The sequence below is a fragment of the Haemophilus sputorum CCUG 13788 genome (assembly GCF_000238795.1).
GTDB classification, from domain to species: Bacteria; Pseudomonadota; Gammaproteobacteria; order Enterobacterales; family Pasteurellaceae; genus Haemophilus_A; species Haemophilus_A sputorum.
This window is the reverse complement of sequence record NZ_AFNK01000035.1, coordinates 174,972-194,784: the sequence shown is the minus strand read 5'-3', so window position 1 is coordinate 194,784 and position 19,813 is coordinate 174,972. Positions and strand designations below refer to the sequence as shown.

15 protein-coding genes and 2 tRNA genes are annotated in these 19,813 nt (G+C 38.5%); 10 read left to right on the top strand and 7 right to left on the bottom strand.

Translation table 11 applies throughout. The features are described 5' to 3' along the window. Positions 1–34: 34 nt before the first annotated feature. Positions 35–111 (bottom strand) — tRNA-Arg (locus HSP_RS0105840). 44 nt (positions 112–155) lie between these two features. Continuing rightward, positions 156–232 (bottom strand) — tRNA-Pro (locus HSP_RS0105835). Positions 233–397: 165 nt separating this feature from the next. On the opposite strand from HSP_RS0105835, the gene folD reads away from it, so the two are divergent. Beyond that, complete coding sequence (gene folD / locus HSP_RS0105830; RefSeq protein ID WP_010129377.1) at positions 398–1,261, top strand: bifunctional methylenetetrahydrofolate dehydrogenase/methenyltetrahydrofolate cyclohydrolase FolD; 864 nt, start codon at positions 398–400, stop codon at positions 1,259–1,261. Between the two features lie 99 nt (positions 1,262–1,360). Here folD and clpB read toward each other — a convergent pair whose 3' ends face one another. Next, entirely contained in the window at positions 1,361–3,937 is a 2,577-nt protein-coding gene (gene clpB / locus HSP_RS0105825; RefSeq protein WP_010129376.1) for an ATP-dependent chaperone ClpB, read from the bottom strand. Between the two features lie 150 nt (positions 3,938–4,087). Next, positions 4,088–4,351, bottom strand: coding sequence for a DinI-like family protein (locus HSP_RS0105820; protein WP_007525959.1), 264 nt, complete (start codon positions 4,349–4,351; stop codon positions 4,088–4,090). Positions 4,352–4,571: 220 nt separating this feature from the next. Here HSP_RS0105820 and HSP_RS0105815 point away from each other — a divergent pair, with 220 nt between their 5' ends. The 5 genes from HSP_RS0105815 to HSP_RS0105795 all read left to right on the top strand — a co-directional run bounded on the left by HSP_RS0105815 (position 4,572) and on the right by HSP_RS0105795 (position 10,766). Beyond that, on the top strand, positions 4,572–5,963 hold the full coding sequence (locus tag HSP_RS0105815; protein WP_010129375.1) for a Na+/H+ antiporter family protein: 1,392 nt from the start codon (positions 4,572–4,574) through the stop codon (positions 5,961–5,963). A gap of 58 nt (positions 5,964–6,021) precedes the next feature. After that, a complete protein-coding gene (gene xthA / locus HSP_RS0105810) occupies positions 6,022–6,825 on the top strand; it encodes an exodeoxyribonuclease III (RefSeq protein ID WP_007525938.1) in 804 nt (267 codons plus the stop codon). Between the two features lie 159 nt (positions 6,826–6,984). After that, positions 6,985–8,982, top strand: coding sequence for a transketolase (gene tkt / locus HSP_RS0105805; protein ID WP_007525972.1), 1,998 nt, complete (start codon positions 6,985–6,987; stop codon positions 8,980–8,982). Between the two features lie 185 nt (positions 8,983–9,167). Continuing rightward, entirely contained in the window at positions 9,168–9,698 is a 531-nt protein-coding gene (locus HSP_RS0105800) for a hypothetical protein (RefSeq protein WP_007525950.1), read from the top strand. Positions 9,699–9,710: 12 nt separating this feature from the next. Next, positions 9,711–10,766, top strand: coding sequence for a lysozyme inhibitor LprI family protein (locus HSP_RS0105795; protein ID WP_007525969.1), 1,056 nt, complete (start codon positions 9,711–9,713; stop codon positions 10,764–10,766). A 65-nt stretch (positions 10,767–10,831) separates the two neighbouring features. Here the strand turns inward: HSP_RS0105795 and ilvY are convergent, their stop codons facing one another. The 3 genes from ilvY to HSP_RS0105780 all read right to left on the bottom strand — a co-directional run bounded on the left by ilvY (position 10,832) and on the right by HSP_RS0105780 (position 13,467). Further along, on the bottom strand, positions 10,832–11,713 hold the full coding sequence (ilvY, locus tag HSP_RS0105790) for an HTH-type transcriptional activator IlvY (RefSeq protein ID WP_007525961.1): 882 nt from the start codon (positions 11,711–11,713) through the stop codon (positions 10,832–10,834). A 54-nt stretch (positions 11,714–11,767) separates the two neighbouring features. Then, on the bottom strand, positions 11,768–12,037 hold the full coding sequence (gene rpsO / locus HSP_RS0105785; RefSeq protein WP_005597777.1) for a 30S ribosomal protein S15: 270 nt from the start codon (positions 12,035–12,037) through the stop codon (positions 11,768–11,770). A gap of 119 nt (positions 12,038–12,156) precedes the next feature. After that, a complete protein-coding gene (locus HSP_RS0105780; RefSeq protein WP_007525948.1) occupies positions 12,157–13,467 on the bottom strand; it encodes a cation:proton antiporter in 1,311 nt (436 codons plus the stop codon). Positions 13,468–13,681: 214 nt separating this feature from the next. Between HSP_RS0105780 and HSP_RS0105770 the strand changes: the two genes are divergently transcribed. The 4 genes from HSP_RS0105770 (at position 13,682) to glyA (ending at position 19,772) form a co-directional block, all read left to right on the top strand. After that, the gene (locus tag HSP_RS0105770; RefSeq protein ID WP_007525952.1) at positions 13,682–15,565 is read left to right on the top strand and encodes a SurA N-terminal domain-containing protein; all 1,884 of its coding nucleotides are present in this window, start codon (positions 13,682–13,684) and stop codon (positions 15,563–15,565) included. 102 nt (positions 15,566–15,667) lie between these two features. Continuing rightward, positions 15,668–17,266, top strand: coding sequence for a peptide ABC transporter substrate-binding protein (locus HSP_RS0105765; protein WP_007525963.1), 1,599 nt, complete (start codon positions 15,668–15,670; stop codon positions 17,264–17,266). Continuing rightward, positions 17,250–18,347, top strand: coding sequence for an iron-sulfur cluster carrier protein ApbC (gene apbC / locus HSP_RS0105760; protein WP_007525925.1), 1,098 nt, complete (start codon positions 17,250–17,252; stop codon positions 18,345–18,347). The genes HSP_RS0105765 and apbC overlap by 17 nt, the downstream gene beginning before the upstream one ends. 159 nt (positions 18,348–18,506) lie before the next feature. Then, positions 18,507–19,772, top strand: coding sequence for a serine hydroxymethyltransferase (gene glyA / locus HSP_RS0105755; protein WP_007525974.1), 1,266 nt, complete (start codon positions 18,507–18,509; stop codon positions 19,770–19,772). Positions 19,773–19,813 lie beyond the last annotated feature (41 nt).

Genomic DNA, 19,813 nt, shown 5'->3' with positions numbered 1-19,813 from the left:
AAATGACCGCTTGTTGAAAAGATTTTAAGATAAATGGCACGCCCTAAAGGATTCGAACCTTTGACCCACGCCTTAGAAGGGCGTTGCTCTATCCAGCTGAGCTAAGGGCGCAGAGTTAAGAAATATAAAAGAAAGGATTTCTGAAAAATAAAGAGTGGTCGGCGAGATAGGATTTGAACCTACGACCCACTGGTCCCAAACCAGTTGCGCTACCAAGCTGCGCTACTCGCCGATAAGTGAGAGGCATATTATAGGATGAGAGATTTTTCGTCAAATTTTTTTTCTCGGAATTGAGTTAAACGGCGTATATTTAATCGGTTTTAAAATTTGCTTACTAATTTTTCTTTTTTTTGCGACAATAACGCAAACGTTTTCTGATGACGATTCGGAGAGAAAGATGACTGCACAAATTATTTCGGGAACTGCATTAGCAAAAGAGATGAAATCTGCGATTGCTGAGCAAATTACACAACAAGTAGCTAAAGGTGCAAGAGCACCAGGATTAGCGGTAATTTTAGTGGGCTCTGATCCAGCCTCTGAGGTTTATGTATCCAATAAACGTAAAAGTTGTGCAGAAATTGGTATCTATTCTAAATCTTACGATTTACCGGAGCAAACCAGTGAAGCTGAGCTGTTAACGCTCATTGAACAGCTGAATCAAGATGAAAGCATTGATGGTATTTTGGTGCAATTACCATTACCAAAACAAATTGATTCAACCAAGGTGATTGAAGCCATTGTTCCGCATAAGGATGTAGATGGTTTTCATCCTTACAATGTAGGGCGGTTATGTCAACGTATTCCAACACTTCGTTCATGCACACCTTATGGGGTCATGAAGTTATTAGAAACTACGGGCGTAGATTTGTATGGTAAACACGCGGTAGTCGTTGGGGCATCAAATATTGTTGGGCGCCCGATGGCGATGGAGTTGTTGCTTGGTGGTTGCACAGTAACCGTCACACATCGTTTTACTAAAGATTTAGCTAGTCATATACGCCAAGCTGACATTTTAGTTGTGGCGGTAGGTAAACCGAATTTTATTCCTGGAGAATGGATTAAAGAGGGCGCTATTGTGATTGATGTCGGCATCAATCGTAACAGTGAGGGAAAACTAACAGGAGACGTGGCGTATGAAGAAGCCCAGCAACGTGCAAGCTTTATCACCCCAGTTCCTGGTGGGGTAGGTCCAATGACGGTTGCCATGCTGATGCAAAACACTTTACAAGCCTATAAGCAACATTTAGGGCTAGAACGTTAGGTTCAAGTATTGGTAAAATTTTGAAGAAAAATAACCGCTTGTAGGTTGAAATATCGATATAAAAAAAGGGAGCTTTCGCTCCCTTTTGCTGTTTTAGGTTTAGTGGTTTTCAATCACTAATTTTTCATCTTTATAATCCACTACAACTGGGCGATTTGGTAATAATTTACCGCCAAGGATTTGTTGTGCAAGTGGGTTTTCAAGTTCTTGTTGGATAGCACGTTTTAATGGGCGTGCACCAAACAATGGATCGAAACCAGCTTTGCCGATATGGTCGATAGCATTGTCAGTAACAGTAACTTCATAGCCACGTTCTGCCATGCGTTTAATTAAGCGTTCTAATTGAATGAGCGCAATTGCACGAATGTGTTCTTGACCTAATGGGTGGAAGACCACAGTCTCATCAATACGGTTAATAAACTCTGGACGGAAGTGTTGCCCTACCACTGACATCACTAAGGCTTTCATTTCGGCATAACTTGCCTCTGGCGCTTCTTGGATTAAGTGAGAGCCTAGGTTTGAAGTCATAATCACTACAGTATTACGGAAATCAACAGTTCTGCCTTGTCCGTCGGTTAAGCGACCATCATCAAGCACTTGTAATAAAATGTTAAAGACATCAGGATGTGCTTTTTCCACTTCATCAAGTAAAACCACAGAATATGGACGACGACGAACCGCCTCTGTTAAGTAACCACCTTCTTCATAACCAACATAACCTGGAGGTGCACCCACTAAGCGTGAAACGCTATGTTTTTCCATAAACTCTGACATATCAATACGCACCATTGCATCAGGGTCATCAAATAGGAAGCTAGCTAACGTTTTACAAAGCTCAGTTTTACCCACGCCGGTTGGTCCTAAGAATAAGAAGGAACCAATTGGTTTATTTGGATCTGATAAACCAGCACGGCTACGACGAATGGCATTAGCAACCGCTTCAACCGCTTCATTTTGTCCAATTACACGGCTATGTAAAACTTCTTCCATACGCAAGAGTTTTTCTTTCTCACCTTCCATCATTTTTGAAACAGGAATACCTGTTGCTTTAGAAAGCACTTCTGCGATTTCTTCATCAGTGACTTTAGTGCGAAGTAAGTGATTTTCGCTTCCTTCCTCTTCACGTTTTACCGCTTCTTGCAATTGTTTTTCAAGTGCTGGAATTTTTCCATATTGTAACTCTGACATTTTCTCAAAGTTATTTTCACGGCGAGCTTGATCCATTGCAATACGTGCGTTTTCTAACTCAGTTTTAATGTGCTGTGTTCCCAGTAATGCAGATTTTTCCGCTTTCCATACTTCTTCTAATTCAGAGTATTCACGTTCTTTTGCTGCCAATTCTTCATCAAGTTTTGCAAGACGTTGACGGCTTGCTTCATCTTCCTCTTTTTGTAAGGCTTGGCGTTCTAATTTTAATTGAATGATACGGCGCTCTAATTTATCTAATGGCTCAGGTTTGGAATCAATTTCCATACGTAAGCTAGAAGCCGCTTCATCAATCAAGTCAATCGCTTTATCTGGTAATTGACGATCGCTAATATAACGATGAGAAAGTGTAGCAGCTGCGACAATCGCAGGGTCAGTAATTTGAACGTGGTGATGGATCTCATAACGTTCTTTTAAGCCACGCAAAATCGCAATTGTATCTTCAACCGTTGGTTCATCTACTAATACTTTTTGGAAACGACGTTCAAGTGCTGCATCTTTTTCGATATATTGGCGGTATTCATCTAAAGTCGTTGCACCGACGCAGTGTAATTCACCACGTGCAAGGCTTGGTTTTAACAAGTTACCTGCATCCATCGCACCATCAGTTTTACCGGCGCCAACCATGGTATGGATTTCATCAATAAAGAGGATCACTTGTCCTTCTTCTTTAGCAAGTTCGTTTAATACTGCTTTTAAACGTTCTTCAAATTCGCCACGGTATTTTGCCCCAGCAATCAAGGCACCCATATCTAATGAAAGTACACGTTTATTTTTTAAGCCTTCTGGCACTTCACCATTAACAATACGTTGTGCTAGCCCTTCTACAATCGCAGTTTTACCTACACCAGGTTCACCAATTAAAACAGGGTTATTTTTGGTACGGCGTTGTAATACTTGTACAGCACGGCGGATTTCTTCATCACGTCCAATAACCGGATCTAATTTCCCGGCTTTTGCACGCTCGGTTAAATCAATCGTATATTTTTTAAGTGCTTGTCTAGTTTCTTCTGCATTTTGTGTATTCACGTTATCTCCCCCTCTGATTTGACTAATCGCTTGTGCAACTTTCTCTTTGGTTAAGCCAAGTTGTTTGAATAATTTTCCTAAATCACCGTTATCTTCAAGTGCGGCTAACACAAATAATTCTGATGAAATAAAGCTATCATTGAATTGTTGTGAAAGCTTATCAGCTTGGTTTAATAATCGAGCTAGTTGTTGTGATAACTGTGTATTATTGCTACCTTGCACGGTCGGCAAGCGGTTTAAAATGTTCTCTAATTCGCTAATCAGTTTTGTTGGCTGAATGTTTAATGCGGTAAAAAGCGGTGCAATTGAGCTGCCTTCTTGCTTTATTAACGCATAAAGTAAATGGGCTGGCTCAATATAAGGATTGTCTTTGCCTACGGCTAAAGATTGGGCTTCAGCTAAGGCTTCCTGTAATTTAGTGGTAAATTTTTCAAAATTCATATTTATTACCTCGTTAAAATTTTAATAATCGGTATCGAACGGAAGTGCTTACCGTTTCAACGATGCAATAAATGGCGTTTGTCAAGTCTTTTTCAAGAGGGAAAAGAGAAAAAATTGTTCAAAAGGATATTTTTGATGATTTTTTAATCGTTAATAATAATCTTCATTGAGATCATCAAAGGCAGAACTCTCGTTAAATAAGTTTTCAAGAAATGCGACAACTTCATTTTTCCCATTTTTTCCTAAACCAAATACCGAGACATCGCTCATAGATTGAGAAGGGCGAACTCGTACAATAGCATCAGAAAACGCTTTTTCTACTTCGGTTTGTAAAATAGCTAACAGGCGATTAAATTTGTGTTGTTCCATTTTTTGCATATTGGCTAAACGAATATCAATGGTTGCTTGTGTCATATTAAAATTCCTAAAATAACTGAATGGAAAAACAGTATAATTGATAAGGTTGAGCTGTCAATAAAAACAGGGGTTTTATTTTCAGTTTATATGTTTTTGTTGAGCGCGTGTTACTACAAGCGGTCAGAAATCAAAAAAGTTTTACAAAAGAGAAAAAAGGCTTGATTTGCCTTCATTTTTCGTTACATTAAGGTATTGTCTTTATTTACGAGGGTTTATCATGTTATCAAATGATGTTGTGCTTTCGATTATTGTGCTTTTAGTACTCAGTTTGCTGAGGGTTAACGTGGTTATTTCGTTAATTATTGCCGCATTAACTTGCGGTGTGCTTGGGCACTATCAACCTGCCGTTGATCAATCAGCGTTATTGACGCTTTTTAATGCGTTAAAAATTACGATTACAAATTTCTCTGGCGGATTAGGTGGCGGTGCAGAAACAGCGATGAACTACGCAGTGCTTGGTGCGTTTGCGGTGGCGTTATCGAGATCTGGGGTAACCGATTTACTGGCGTTTAAAATTATTCAAAGTTTTGGTAAACGCCCATCTGGTCGTTCAGTCTTTTGGTTCAAATATATTCTTTTATTTGTGTTAGTGGCGTTTTCTATGTCGTCACAAAACTTAATTCCAATCCATATTGCCTTTATTCCAATTGTTGTTCCACCACTGTTAAGTGTCATGAACCAATTAAAAATGGACCGCAGAGCGGTCGCTTGTGCGCTCACTTTTGGTTTAACAGCAACGTATATGATTATTCCTGCAGGCTTTGGTCAGATCTTCTTAGAAAGTGTTTTAGTGAAAAATATCAACCAAGTTGGTGAACAATATGGTGTGGTGGCTACAACAGCTGAAATGACTAAAGCGATGTCTGTGCCAGTATTGGGGATGGTGGCTGGGTTGTTATTTGCGTTTTTTGTTTCTTATCGTAAACCACGCACTTATCTTGAAAATACGCCTGAACCGACATCAGAAGATATTGCTCAACGTGTTGCACGCGTGAAGCCTTATCATATTGGCGTGAGCGTAGCAGCCATTTTAGCGACTTGTAGCGTACAATTAGCCACAAATTCGACTGTAATGGGCGGTTTAGTTGGTTTAGTGATTTTCGCATTAGGTGGCGTATTTAGACTTAAAGAGAGTAATGATATTTTCCAACAAGGCTTACGCTTAATGGCGATGATTGGCTTTGTGATGATTGCAGCTTCTGGTTATGCAAACGTTGTTAATTCAACAGGCGGAGTAATGCAGTTAATTGAAAGCCTAAAAGATGCGATTACATCGAAAGAAATGGCTGCAGCGTTGATGTTAGTTGTTGGCTTGTTAATTACGATGGGTATCGGTTCTTCTTTCTCGACAGTGCCAATTATTACTTCTATTTATGTGCCTCTGTGTGTTTCTTTTGGTTTCTCACCGTTAGCAACGATGTCGATTGTTGGGGTGGCAGCCGCGCTAGGCGATGCGGGTTCTCCAGCATCCGATTCTACGTTAGGGCCAACTTCAGGCTTAAATGCAGACGGTAAACACGATCATATTTGGGATTCTGTTGTGCCAACTTTCTTACACTTTAATATTCCGTTATTAGTGTTTGGTTGGATTGCGGCAATGATTCTCTAATCTTTACACATATGGATAATAGCATAAGGCTATTATCCATTTCTCACTTAAGGAAAAAATGAAATTTATCTCTTTTAATATCAATGGATTACGTGCCAGACCACATCAATTAGAAGCTATTATTGATAAACATCAGCCAGATGTGATTGGTTTACAAGAAATCAAAGTGGCTGATGAAGAGTTTCCACATCATTTAGTTGAAAATTTAGGCTACCATATTTTTCATCATGGACAAAAAGGGCATTATGGTGTAGCGCTGCTTACTAAAAAAGCACCGCTTGCTGTGCGCAGAGGTTTTCCAAATGATGAGCCTGATGCTCAAAAACGTATGATTATGGCTGATATTGAAACTGAATTTGGGGTATTAACCGTATTAAATGGCTATTTCCCACAAGGGGAAAATCGTAGCCATGAAACTAAATTCCCAGCAAAAGCTAAATTTTATGCAGATTTACAACATTATTTGGAAACTGAATTAAAACCAAGTCATCCAATTGTTATTATGGGCGATATGAATATTAGCCCAACCGATTTAGATATTGGCATTGGTGAGCCAAACCGTAAACGTTGGTTGCGCGATGGTAAATGCTCATTTTTACCTGAAGAACGTGAGTGGCTAGCGCGTTTATATGACTATGGTCTGGTTGACACATTTCGCCAAATGAATCCACAGGCTAATGATAAATTTTCATGGTTTGATTATCGCTCAAAAGGTTTTGATGATAACCGTGGATTAAGAATTGACTTGATATTAGCATCAAAATCACTGGCGGAGCGCTGTGTAGAAACGGGGATTGATCTAGAGATTCGTGCAATGGAAAAACCATCAGATCACTCTCCAGTTTGGGCAGTATTTAAATAAACTTTAATTGGTAAAAAAATCATAAAAACTCACCGCTTGTTTCGGTGAGACGTAGTTTGTGAGTTGAATTACAAACGGGCTGATTGTTTTGAGTTTTCTTTTGAAATCTATTACAATCATAACTAATCAAAAACAGTCATTTTCGATGAGGAGATTACAATGGCAGAACGTAAAGTACTAGCGAATGCAATTCGTGTTTTAAGTATGGATGCAGTACAAAAAGCGAACTCAGGTCACCCGGGCGCGCCAATGGGAATGGCAGATATTGCCGAAGTTTTATGGCGTGATTTCTTAAAACATAACCCGACCAATCCTAAATGGGCAGATCGCGACCGCTTTGTTCTGTCTAATGGTCATGGTTCAATGCTAATTTATAGCTTATTACATTTAACCGGCTATGATCTTTCTATTGAAGATTTAAAACAATTCCGCCAATTACACTCAAAAACCCCAGGCCACCCAGAATATGGTTATGCACCAGGTGTTGAAACCACAACAGGTCCATTAGGCCAAGGTATTACCAATGCGGTTGGGATGGCAATTGCTGAGAAAACTTTAGCAGGTCAATTTAACCGTGAGGGTCATGAAATTGTTGACCATTACACCTACGCGTTTTTAGGTGATGGCTGTTTAATGGAAGGTATTTCGCATGAAGCTTGTTCTTTAGCTGGAACTTTAGGCTTAGGCAAACTTATCGCATTCTATGACGATAACAATATCTCTATTGATGGTCATGTTGATGGTTGGTTCTCAGATGATACTGCACAACGCTTCGAAGCTTATGGCTGGCAAGTTATCCGCAATGTTGATGGTCATGATGCGGAACAAATCAAATTTGCTATTGAGAATGCAAAAGCAGAAAAAGATCGTCCAACATTAATTATTTGTAAAACTATTATTGGTTACGGTTCTCCAAATAAATCAGCATCACATGATTGTCATGGTGCGCCATTAGGTAATGAAGAAATTGAATTAACTCGTAAGGCATTAAATTGGACTTATGCACCATTCGAAATCCCTGCAGATGTTTATGCACAATGGGATGCTAAAGCAAAAGGTGCAGAGCAAGAGCGCGCATGGGATGCTAAATTTGCAGCATATGAAGCAGCATACCCTGAATTAGCAGCAGAATTTAAACGTCGTGTAAGCGGTGAATTACCAGCAAATTGGGCACAAGAAAGCCAAGCGTTTGTTGAAAAATTACAAGCAAATCCAGCAGCGATTGCAAGCCGTAAAGCATCACAAAACGCAATTGAAGCTTATGCACACGTATTACCAGAATTACTTGGTGGTTCAGCAGACTTAGCAAGTTCAAACTTAACCTTATGGTCTGGTTCAAAACCAATTCGTGCTGATCATAATGTAGATGGTAACTATATCAACTACGGTGTGCGTGAGTTCGGTATGTCTGCCATTATGAACGGTATTGCATTACATGGCGGCTTTATTCCTTACGGTGCAACCTTCTTAATGTTCTACGAATATGCTCATAATGCAGTACGTATGGCGGCGTTAATGAAACAACGTTCAATCTTTGTTTATACGCACGATTCAATTGGTTTAGGTGAAGATGGCCCAACCCATCAACCGGTAGAACAAACCGCATCATTACGTTATATTCCAAATCTTGAAACATGGCGTCCAGCTGATCAAGTGGAATCTGCAGTAGCGTGGAAAGCAGCTATTGAACGTAAAGAAGGCCCAAGTGCGTTAATCTTTACACGTCAAAATCTGCAACAACAACCACGTAATGCTGCACAACTAGCAGATATTGCTCGTGGAGGTTATATCTTAAAAGATTGCGCGGGTACACCAGATTTAATCTTCATTGCAACAGGCTCTGAAGTTGAGTTAGCGGTTAAAGCAGCTGAAGTGCTTGAAGCTGAAGGTAAAAAAGTCCGTGTAGTTTCAATGCCAAGCACCAATGTGTTTGATAAACAAGATGCAGCATACCGTGAAGCAGTATTACCTAAAGCGGTAACTAAACGTGTGGCGATTGAAGCACAGTTATCTGATTTCTGGTATAAATACGTTGGTTTTGAAGGTAAGATCGTGGGTATGAATAGCTTTGGTGAATCTGCACCTGCGAATGAATTATTCAAACTCTTCGGTTTCACTGTTGAAAACGTAGTGGCTAAAGCAAAAGAAATTTTATAAGTTTCTATAATAAAAGTGAAAAAGCGAGAGTTTTAGGCTCTCGCTTTTTGTTTAATTATTTAACCCGTTATTAACGGGTTTTATTTTCTAATTTGACAGGATATAAAATCATATTGAAAGTAAGTTGCAAAAAATAATTAGTTAGTATGATAGCTAAACTATTTCATCTAATTACGGAAAATTCTATGAAAAAATCCTTTCTTGCGCTTACATTATTTTCACTATCTTCTTTAGTTCATGCACATACTCATACCGAACAAGTCAAAATAGCTTATCAAAAAGCTATGGGATTTGGTAATGCAGTTTATTGCGAAGTTACTCCTCTTGTTGGAAAATCTCCTGATAAAAATGTTTTTTTAATGGAGGAAGATAAAGAAGATGGCATAGTTTCTTATGTTGTTATTTATTATGGCGATTGTGATGGTGGTAGTGGTACCAATTTTGCGAAATTAACACCAGTTTATTTTGGTCCATCAGCTTTAATGAAAAATGGTTACATCTCTATTACTGAACCTAAAGAATATGATTTATTTACTTTAAATTCTGAAATTAACCCACGTTTTATTGAAAAAGTAACCCAAAAAGAAATCGGTATAATTTCAATAGTGAGTAGCGAATACGCTGAAAATGATGGTAATGCAATGCCAAGTAAAAAATTTGAATATGAAGTCAAATTACCTGAAATGAAAATCTTAAAGAAAACCCAAATCAACTAAAAGGAATTAACTATGAAAAAAATTTTCCTCCTCTCTACGTTAGCATTATCAACTTCAGCATTTGCTGAAAGTGACCCTTACCAAGCTTGTTTAGATAAAGCTGGAGCATCAACGGATGGTATTATTGAACTTTGTGCAGAAAAAGCTTCAGATGTTTATAAAAAACAAATTACTAAATCTTATAATGCTATTTATGCAAACTATCAAAAAGCAGATCCTGAAAAAGCGTTAGCTTTTGAAGAAGCTCAAAAAGCGTGGTTAGTCAACCGTAATAAAAACTGCGAAATTAGCGATAATAAGCAGAAGTGTTTAATGGATTTAAATAAAGAGAGAGCAGAATCACTTTCTGCTAAGGCAGCTACATTAAAGCCAGCCGAAGATAATCTAGCCTCTACAAATATTCCCAAAATAAGCACAAAAAAGGACATATTATTTGAGAAAAGTAGAGTAGTTAATTTACTAAATCATTGTGATGAAAAGAAATATGAAAATATTTTTACTATTTCTGTAACTATGGATAGAACTAATATTGATTGGCTTGATAGCATTTTATTCTCATATATCTTAAATGTTGAACCCAAATCTTTACTGACAAGAACTGATGCAGTTAAGGCTTTAGAAAAGAAATTTAAGAATGATTCTTTTGAAGAAGGTTGTACTACACCTGGATCTATTGGTGAAAAAGTTAAGGTTGAGCTAGTTGGTCAATTTTCAAAATTTGTTACGTTTAATTTTCAAAATTGGGACTGGTATCCTGAATATGGAAATGTCTCTGAGGACTATGAATTTGAGGCGACTTTTGATTTAGTGAAAAAGAAAAGAGCAACGTTTATCGATATCTTTCCAAAAGCAAATAAGAAAAAGTTAGAAGTACTTTTCGAGAAAAAAATAGAATCGGAGAATCGAATATATGGTGGGGAGCATTTTTCTATTGAAGATGATCTATATATGTCATTAACTAATACTGGTGTTGGGATTTATTTAGGCAGAAATCAAGGTTCTGTATATTTAGAGCTAGAAGAGGTTAAAGATCTTCTTTTACCAGGTGTAAAACAATACATTAAGTAGTCAGATAATCTATGATATTAAGCGGTAGAATTTGCAAAATAATTTGCAAATTCTACCGCTTGTTGCTATTTAGAAAGCAATTTCCAAAAAGCATTGAGCACAGGTTCTTGTAAGCGTTTATGTTGGACACAAACACCAAGCTCAAACGGTTCAATCGGAACGGGTAAGTGAAAATAAGAGACTTGGCTGTTAGCTGGGCTATGTTGAATAACGACATCAGGTAGTAGGGCAACACCACAACCAAGCGCAACCATTGGGACAATACCTTCATGTCCTGCAACAGTAGCATAAATTTTTGGAGATTTTATTTTCTGGGTTTTAAACCAATGATCAATACGTTTTCGAGCAGGGCCATCTAGTGGCAGAATAAATGGCATTTCTTGCCAGTTAATTGGCTGCTGTTGCAATAATTGCGTTGCGGCACAAGCGATACGTGGCACAATCAGTGAGAGTTTAATTTCATCAATATAGTGAAAATCAATGTTGGTAGGTAGCGATTCAGGTTTGCCTGCGAGCGAAAGATCAGCTTGCATAGATTGTACATTGCTTAATGCTTGCGAGGGATCTCCTGTATTAAGCTTAATTTCTACTTTTGGATGGCGTTGACGAAAGCGCTCTAAAATTGCAGGCAGGTGGCTATAAGTTGCCGTCACCGAGCAAAAAAGCTTGAGTTCGCCCTCTAATTCCGTTTGATTACTTGATAATTGATGCTGAAATTGTTGCCAATGCGCCCAGCTTTGATTGGCAAATTCTAAGAATTTTCTGCCAGCATCGGTTAAATGCACTTGGCGGTTATCTCTGATCAATAGTGGTTGCCCGATTTTTTCTTCAATTTGTTGAATTTGGCGGGTAAGCGTTGAAGCACTCATATAGTTTTTTTCTGCTGTGCGGATAAAACTACGGCTTTGGGCTAAATCAATGAAAAGTTTAAGATGTTGGAATTCCATAATCATTACACATAAAAAAACCGAGCCAAAGCTCGGTTTTCATTAATTCTGAAATTAGCGACGTAAACCTAAACGTGCAATAGTTTCTGAATATTTAGCAAGATCAGTACGTTTTAAGTAGTCTAATAATTTACGACGGCGTGAAACCATACGTAATAAACCACGACGACCGTGGTGATCTTTTTTGTGCTCAGCAAAGTGTGCTTGTAAGTGGTTGATTTGTGCTGTTAATAATGCAATTTGAACTTCTGAAGAACCAGTATCTTTTGCATCACGACCAAATTCAGCAACGATTTTCGCTTTTGCTTCTACGCTTAGAGACATGTTATTTTCCTTTTTGTTAAGGGTTGATAATACATCACTCGCCGATCTCTAACTCAGCGAGGACAGGAAGCCAAAATTTTAAAGATAAAGCGGTTAAATTTCAACTAAAATTTGCATTTTTAATGTGAACTTTTGCTTGGTTGCAAATAAGCTTCTCTATTTGGGTCAACGGTTTTTGATTTACGAATACTCGGTTCAATGGTTGAGCCTTGTACTAAAATCGAGAACATTACTACCGCATAGGTCATCACCAAAATAATATCTTTAACATCAATATCGCCGGCAAAGGCTGTTTTGCTCGGAATAGAAAGCGCCATGGCTAGTGCCAAACCACCTCGTAAGCCACCCCAAGTCATGATTTTTAAGGTGTAAGGGTTGTATGTTCTAAATTGTTGCATCACTTTAAAGGGAATCCATAAACTTAAATAGCGTGCAGCTAAACAAGCTGGAATAGCAGCAATCATTAACACAATGCCGTAAATATTAAAATCTACCAAGAGAAGCGCAAAACCGATAAGGAAGAAGAGTAACGAGTTTAAGAAATGGTCAATCATCTCCCAAAAGTGATCTAAATAACGTTGGCTCTGTTCAGAGAAGCCAGAACGGCGAGTCCAGTTACCAATCATGATACCTGCAACTACCATCGCTAAAGCTCCAGAAACGTGTAAGATATTGCTCGCAAACATGAAGCCAGCCGTTGGAATAGTCAACGTAATAAGAATTTCTAAAGAACCATCATCCGTGCTAGAAATGAGAATATGTGCAATAAAACCTAGCACGAATCCGAATAAAATCCCACCGATAGCTTCATGCAAAAATAAGCTTGAAATGCCAGAAAATGTCGCTTCTTGTCCGCCAAAAGCAACAGCAAAAACCGTCACGAAAATAACCAAACCTACGCCATCATTGAAAAGTGATTCGCCTTCAACTTGCATAGATAATCGTTTTGGGGCGCGTAAGTTTTTGATAATTGCCAATACGGCAATCGGGTCGGTTGGAGAAATTAAGGCACCAAAAACCACACAATAAATAAAATCAATTGGTAAACCAATAAGATTAGCAAAAGCCCAAATAATAATGGCAATAAAGAAGGTTGATGCCAGTGTTGAGAAGAGAGCAAAGGTGGTAATTTCCCATTTTTGATCTTTTAACACTGGTAATTTAACACCTAATGAGCCGGCAAAGAGTAAGAAGCCTAAAATCCCGTTAAGTAGGAAGCTTTTGAAGTCAATTTGCTCCATCACGCTTTTTGCGATTTCATCAATTTTAAACCAACCAAGTGAGCCGAGAATCCAGACTAAAAGTGAGCAAACCATCGCAGCAGCAGTAATGGCAATCGTAGATTGCACTTTGGCGCTGATTTTGCTGGTAATAAAGCCGAGTAAAATCGAGAGAGCGGAAAGAAAACAGAGATAGGCATAAATACCCATGGTAATTCCTCATGATAAAAGGCAGATTAGAGAAGAAATTAAATCAAATTTTGTTAAAAATGAAAAGAAAAAAGCATAACAAGCGGTTGAATTTGAGAGAAATTTTGCAAAAAGCGCATAGGCTTTGTATTAATTTGTCGTTTGAGAATAGGCAACTTTACAGTATAATTCCGCTAATTTTTATATTATTTCCGTGCAAGATAGGATTGATTGAATGATTGAAAGATGGAATGACTGGACGAACCGTCCAGTTTTTAAATTTGTATTTACTTTAGTAATGCTTTCGTTTGTATTAGGCGGGATTGGAACAAACTTGGTTGGCCGCAGTAATTATGCGGTAAAAGTTAATGGTGTTGAAATTTCTCAAGAGCAATTCCAACAAGTGAAAAACCGTCAACAAACGGATTTAGTGAACCGACAAGGCGAAAAAGCATGGGATTTATTAGATAATCCAGAATTTGCAGCGCAATTTAACCAATCTGTCCTTGACGGTTTGATTGATAATGAATTGTTCCGTCAATACGCTAACGAATTAAAATTAGGTGTGGGAGCGGATCAAATCAAGAAAACGATCGTAAGTAATCCTGCGTTCCAACAAGATGGTAAGTTCAATAACGATCTTTATTTAGCAGCATTACGTAATGCACAAGTTACTGCAGATGGTTATGCGGCAATGATTGCTCAAGGGATTTTATTTGATCAAATCCAAGAGGGTGTTTTAGTAAGTCACTTTACTGTGCCTGCACAACAAACTCAAATGGCAAAATGGTTGTTGCAAAAACGTCAAGCGCGCATCGCAACCTTTTCTATTGCAGATGAAGCACAAAAACAGACCGCTTCTGAGCAAGAATTACAAGCCTATTATGATGCACATAAAGCAACTTTAATGAACCCTGAAAAGGTTACCGTAGAATATGTGTTATTAACACCTGAAGCGGTAAAGGATAAAGCGACATTAACAGATGCACAAATTGAAGATGATTATGCGAAAAATCGCGATGCTTTCACAATACGTGGTGAAAGTCGTTTAGCGCATATTCAAGTAGCGGATGAAGCACAAGCAAATGAAATTGCGCAAGCTTTACAAAATGGTGCAGATTTTGCTCAGTTAGCAAAAGAAAAATCGCAAGATCAATTATCAGCAGGGAATGGCGGTGATTTAGGTTGGGCAGCTAAAGGAACTTATCCGGAGGCTTTTGAGTACGCTGCGGATGTATTAACTGTTGGTAAAGTTAGCCCTGTGATTAAAGTGGATGGCAATTATCATTTAATCAAATTATTAGATCGTAAAGCAGAAATCGTATTACCACTTGAGCAAGTTAAAGCACAAATTGTTGCTACACTTCAATCACAATTAAAAGACAGTGCTTATTCTTCAGTCGCAAGCCAAATGGCAAATGATGCGGTAGAAAATAGTGGTTCATTAGAGGTGGTAGCGAAAAATGCAGGTTTAACAGTACAAAAAACCGAAGCATTTAGCCGTGAAAATGTACCTGCTGTATTAGCAAATGATAAAGTGATTAAAGCATTATTTGAAGGCGATTTACGTCAAAGTGGGCAAAACTCTGAGGCCTTTGATGTAAGCCGTGATAACACGCCTGCGACTTTAATTGTCCGTGTAAGTGACTACCAGCCTTCTAGCGTGAAAACGTTTGAGCAAGCAGCTAAAGAGGTGGAAGCAGCGGTTAAACGTCAAAAAGCAGAACATGCTTTATTAGCAAAAGTAGAAAGTGATGTGAAAGCATTAAATGAAGGCCAGTCTGTCAACGTGAATTTTGCGCCAGCAAAAACTTTCGTTTATGCTCAAGCAAAAATTGAAGATGCAGTATTAGCAAACACTTTATTTGCAATGCCAAAACCAGCAGATAAAGCAACTTTTGCGCAATCTCGCAATAAAGAAGGCGATATTACGATTGTGGCATTAGATAGCGTAACTGATGGTACTTTAGCTGAATTCCAACCGTTGATTGCGCAATTCAATCGAGAAGAAGGCTCTGTTTTACGTGATGATTTTATGAAAGATCTGCGTGAACGTGCATCTATTGATATCAGTGAAGAGTTTTTAGAATCTCTTTCTGCGAATACAGCAAATCACTAAGTTTAAGTAATATTAAACACCTAAAACCCTTTGGGCTTTAGGTGTTTTTGTTTATTCGCTTATCTCGTATAATAGCGCAATGTTATAGGAGAGTTGGGCTTAATGAGCAAAAAACGAATAAATCGCAACGTTTTTGATCGCAAATTGGTAAAATTTGTGATGATTTTGACCGCTTGTATATCGGTGATAACGGGCTGCGATAAGCTCAACACTTCTCCTGAAAAAAAACAACAGATAGCAGAAATGCAACAAACGCAAAATAAAGCGCATACTTTAAGGCGGGCGTTTTATGCAGAAAGTTTTGTATTAGATCCACATTGGGTAACGCATAATAGCGAAGGGGCATTAGTGCGCGATCTGTTTGTTGGGTTAACTGCTTTTGATACCAAAGGCAATATCGTACCGGCGGTTGCTCAAAACTGGGTTACAGAAGATAATCGCACTTGGCTGTTTATTTTAGATGAAAAAGCGACTTGGTCGAATGGCGAATCGGTGAGTGCATCTGATTTTGTGTTGAGTTGGCAACGGCTGGCGCAGCAGAAACCGCATTCTCCACTTAGCGCATATTTGATTTTTACGGGAATAAAACAAGCACAAGCGGTTGTTTTAGGTGAGAAACCTGCAAATGCGCTTGGTGTAGAAGCTGTGAATGCGAATACATTAAAAATTGTTTTAGAAAAACCTAATAGTGAATTACCAAAAATGTTAGCACATGTGGCTTTATTACCTACTTATCAAGGTGAAAAGCCAAGTGCTTTGGCACAATTTCCAACGAATGCCAGCTATGTTGTTGATGAGATTCAACCACATAAAATTATTCTGGCCACTCGACAAATTGAAACGCCATTTTCTACGGTAGAATATCGTTTATTAGCGCCTAATCAGCCGTTTGCTAACAATGATTTGGTCGAAAATGTGCCCGCTTCTTCGCTACAGGCAAATGTGGCTTTGCCTCGGCTTTGTACTTATTTCTATGAATTTAATTTTGCGCACCCGCAACTTAGTCGAAAAGAAGTGCGCCAAGCGCTAAAAATGAAGATTCATTCGGCAAGAATCAGCACGCCCTACGGTATTTTTAATGATGCCATTTTGCCCAAACAGATGAATGGCGAGAATGAGCGCCAGTGGCAACCTACTGTATTTGAGCGATTGCTAACACAAGCTGGTGTAAGTGTGGAAAAGCCTTTGAAATTAAGATTAACTTATGATGAACAGGGGCAACATGGTGCGATAGCAAGTAAGATGCTTCGCACGTTAGGTGAGTCGGATTTAGTTTATATTCAGCCACAAGCGGTCAATTTTGAAACCTTATTAGCAAAACATGCAGAGAAAGATTTTGACTTAATTCGTGCAGGTTGGTGCGCGGATTATCCTGATCCAGCTGTTTTTTTGTGGAAATATCATTCTGCGAGTGCAGACAATAAAACCCACTACCGTAATGAAAAGGTCGATAAGGCATTAGAACAATTACAAAATCGAACATTAAGTGAGCCAGCGCGTACTGCCTTAATTCGCCAGATTACGCAATGGTTAGAAGAGGATGTTGTGATTTTACCGATGTTTCAATATCAAACTTGGTTAAAAGTAGAACCCACCCTTTTAGGTATTGAAATGACTAACCCAAGTGAAGTAATTTATAGTAAAGATTTATCCCGTCAACGATTAGAAAACGATAAGGACAGCAATGAACCAACTAACTGAACAACAATTGAGTGACATTCAGTTTCTCTTTAAAAACTTTACCCATCCAACGCTTGAGAAAGATTTGATTAGCATCAATGCTTTCAAAAAAGCAGAATTAGGTATGGGGATTTTACGCTTAGAATTTGTGATGCCATTTGCTTGGAATACTGGCTTTGAAGCGCTTAAACAAGCAACAGAAAGCAAACTGCGTGAAATAACAGGGGCTTCAGAGATTAAATGGATTTTACAATACCAAATTGCAACGTTAAAACGTGCAAATAGCCATCCAGCAGTTAATGGTGTGAAAAACATTATTGCGGTAACTTCTGGTAAAGGTGGCGTAGGTAAATCAACGACTTCTGTGAACTTAGCTTTAGCATTAAAAGCACAGGGCGCGAAGGTAGGGATTTTAGATGCGGATATTTATGGCCCATCTATTCCGCATATGTTAGGTGCAAAAGATCAACGTCCATTCTCACCAGATAACAAACATATCAATCCGATTGAAGTTTTTGGCTTACAATCTAACTCTATTGGCTATTTAATGCCAGAAGATAACGCAACTATTTGGCGTGGTCCAATGGCAAGCAGCGCATTAAGCCAGCTATTAAACGAAACATGGTGGAATGAATTAGATTACTTAGTTATCGATATGCCACCGGGTACAGGTGATATCCAATTAACACTGTCACAACAAATTCCAGTGACTGGCGCAATTGTGGTGACTACCCCGCAAGATATTGCCTTGATCGATGCCATTAAAGGGATCTCAATGTTTAAACAAGTTTCTGTGCCAGTATTAGGTGTGGTGGAAAATATGAGTACTCATATTTGTAGCAATTGTGGCCACCACGAAGATATTTTTGGTACAGGTGGTGCAGAAAAAATCGCAAATAAATATGGCACGCAGGTGTTAGGTAAATTACCATTACACATTCGCTTACGCCAAGATTTAGATGCGGGTACACCAACGGTAGCAGCAGATCCTAACAACGAAATTAGCCAAGCATATTTAGAGTTAGCGGCGAAAGTCGCATCACAACTTTACTGGCAAGGTAGTGTGATTCCTTCAGAAATCATGATTCGTGAAGTGAAATAATTCATAATAAAACAGCCCTGTATTAGATTTATTCATATTGATTATGAAGATTTAAACAGGGCTTTTTTTAGAAAAAGATATTAAAATACGAAAAAAATGCGTAGAATAGAAGGTACGCAAACGTTTACGCGGAATTTATTAGTTTAAGAGGAACCAGCAATGTTTACAGCAAACATGAATATCAAAGATTATGACCCAATTTTATGGCAAGCGATTGTTGATGAAAATCGTCGTCAAGAAGAGCACATTGAACTAATTGCATCTGAAAACTATGCTAGCCCGCGAGTAATGGAAGCGCAAGGTTCTCAATTTACCAATAAATATGCAGAAGGCTATCCTGGTAAACGCTATTATGGCGGTTGTGAATATGCTGACATCGTAGAACAATTAGCTATTGATCGTGCAAAAGAATTATTCGGTGCAGATTATGCAAACGTGCAACCTCATTCAGGTTCTCAAGCCAATGCAGCGGTTTATGGCGCGTTAATCAATGCAGGCGATACTATTTTAGGTATGGATTTAGCTCACGGTGGTCACTTAACACACGGTGCAAAAGTGAGTTTCTCTGGCAAAATTTATAATTCAGTGCTTTATGGTATTACTGCAGATGGTCTTATTGACTATGAAGATGTGCGGAAAAAAGCGCTTGAATGCAAACCTAAAATGATCGTGGCAGGTTTTTCCGCTTATTCTCAAGTCGTTGATTGGAAAAAAATGCGTGAAATTGCAGACGAAGTTGGTGCATATTTATTCGTAGATATGGCACATGTTGCGGGTTTAATTGCAGCAGGTGTATATCCAAATCCATTACCATATGCACACGTAGTAACGACTACAACCCACAAGACATTAGGTGGCCCACGTGGCGGTTTAATTCTTTCTTCTTGTGGTGATGAAGAAATCTATAAAAAATTACAATCTTCTGTATTCCCAGCAAACCAAGGTGGCCCGTTAGTTCATATTATTGCGGCAAAAGCAGTTTGTTTTAAAGAAGCATTAGAGCCTGAATACAAAGTTTACCAACAAAATGTGATTAAGAATGCTAAAGCAATGGTAGAAGTGTTTAAACAACGTGGCTATGATGTTGTTTCAAATGGCACAGAAAACCACTTATTCTTGGTAAGTTTCATTAAACAAGGCTTAACAGGGAAAGCAGCGGATGCCGCATTAGGTAAAGCAAACATCACAGTAAATAAAAATGCGGTACCAAATGACCCACAAAAACCATTTGTGACATCAGGTATCCGTGTTGGTACCCCGTCAATTACACGCCGCGGTTTTAACGAAGCAGACTCAAAAGAGTTAGCTGGCTGGATGTGTGATGTTTTAGATGCATTAGGTAAAGAAAACGAAGAGCAAGTGATTGCAGCGACTAAAGAAAAAGTGTTAGCAATTTGCAAACGCTTACCAGTTTATGCAAAATAATTTGTTTAAGAATAATAAGCGGCAATTTGCCGCTTATTTTT